Origin of the sequence: Bradyrhizobium sp. LVM 105 (assembly GCF_003957705.1) — a bacterium.
GTDB classification, from domain to species: domain Bacteria; phylum Pseudomonadota; class Alphaproteobacteria; order Rhizobiales; family Xanthobacteraceae; genus Bradyrhizobium; species Bradyrhizobium frederickii.
In genome coordinates this window covers 1-1,365 of record NZ_QZMV01000083.1, presented here as the reverse complement: position 1 = coordinate 1,365, position 1,365 = coordinate 1, and the positions used below count along the sequence as shown (strand labels likewise).

The 1,365-nt window shown below is 57.7% G+C and carries 1 protein-coding gene; it reads left to right on the top strand.

Annotated elements, in window-relative coordinates; translation table 11 throughout:
• Positions 1 to 67 precede the first annotated feature (67 nt).
• Positions 68 to 1,120 (top strand): IS110 family RNA-guided transposase, encoded by a 1,053-nt coding sequence (locus D6B98_RS39560; RefSeq protein ID WP_126262250.1) that lies wholly within the window; start codon positions 68 to 70, stop codon positions 1,118 to 1,120.
• Positions 1,121 to 1,365: the final 245 nt, after the last annotated feature.

Sequence of the window (1,365 nt, the reverse complement as noted above, 5' to 3'; positions counted from 1 at the left end):
ACCATTAATGGGATGACCCGCCCCGTCCTCTCAGTCAGACTGAGTTGGCTTTTGAAAGGAGGAAGCAATGAGGACACGGAACAAGCCCAGGCCGGCAACGGTGTTTGGGATCGACATTGGCAAGAACTTTTTCCACGTCGTTGGGCTCGACGCCGCCGGAATGCCGATCCAGAAGGCGACCTTTCGGCGCGATACGCTCTTGCAGTTCTTCGAACGTGCAGGACCGGCTTTGGTGGGGATGGAGGCCTGCTCCGGCTCGCAATGGTTGGCCCGCAAGATCGCCGCCATGGGGCACACCGTTCGCATTATCCCAGCTCAATTCGTGAAGCCATATGTGAAATCCAACAAAAATGACCTCATCGATGCCGCGGCGATCGCCGAAGCCGTGACGAGACCAACGATGCGCTTCGTCGAGCTAAGGTCGCCTGAGCACATTGACCTGCAAGCGCTGCATCGTGTTCGCGATCGGATGATGTCGCAACGGACGTGCCTCATCAATCAGATGCGCGCTTTTTGCCTGGAATATGGGATCGCTATTCACCAGGGCGCCGGCAAGTTCAAGGCTGATCTGCCGAGGGTTTTGGCCGATCAGTCGAATGATCTAACCTCGGCGATGCGTCGCATTCTTGCATCTACATTTGACGAGCTGCGGCAGCTGGAGCTGCGGATTGCCGAGGTCAACCGCGAGATTGAGGCAATTGCCTCTCAAAGCGATACCGCACGTCGATTGATGACCATCCCTGGCATTGGTCCGCTGGCCGCGACGGCGCTTTTGGCAGCAGCTGGATCTGCCCGCCAGTTCAAAAGGGCCCGCGATATGGCAGCTTGGCTAGGTCTTGTCCCGAGAGAATATTCTACGGGAGGCAAAACGAAGCTGCTGGGGATAAGCAAGCGCGGCAATCGATATCTGCGCCGGATGATCATCCATGGCGCCCGTTCCTGCGTGACTCATCTTGATCGCTCGCGATATCGCCTTGGCGCGTGGCTTGATGGACTTCAGGCACGCATGCACACTAACAAGGTCACCGTCGCCTTGGCGGCCAAGATTGCGCGGATCGCATGGGTGGTGATGACCAAGCCCGGCGCAAGCTATGAACGGCGGGATCCGGCCTTTAGCTGATCCCGTTTGTTCCAGACTGCGAGGTTCGTGAAGGTGATGACGAAACAGTCGATCGGCGCGCCGTAAACCCTGTGCAAAAAAGCGGGCTTCGAGCCCGAACCATTTATCTGGGAACGGCACGCGCGGATCTCATCATGGCCTGGCCGCAACAGCGGCCCACTTGCAAGAGGCCGGATACATTTGTGCAGACTGCATCGTCCTCATTAAACGACCTTGCACGGGCGGGGCGGGTCATACATTTTTTG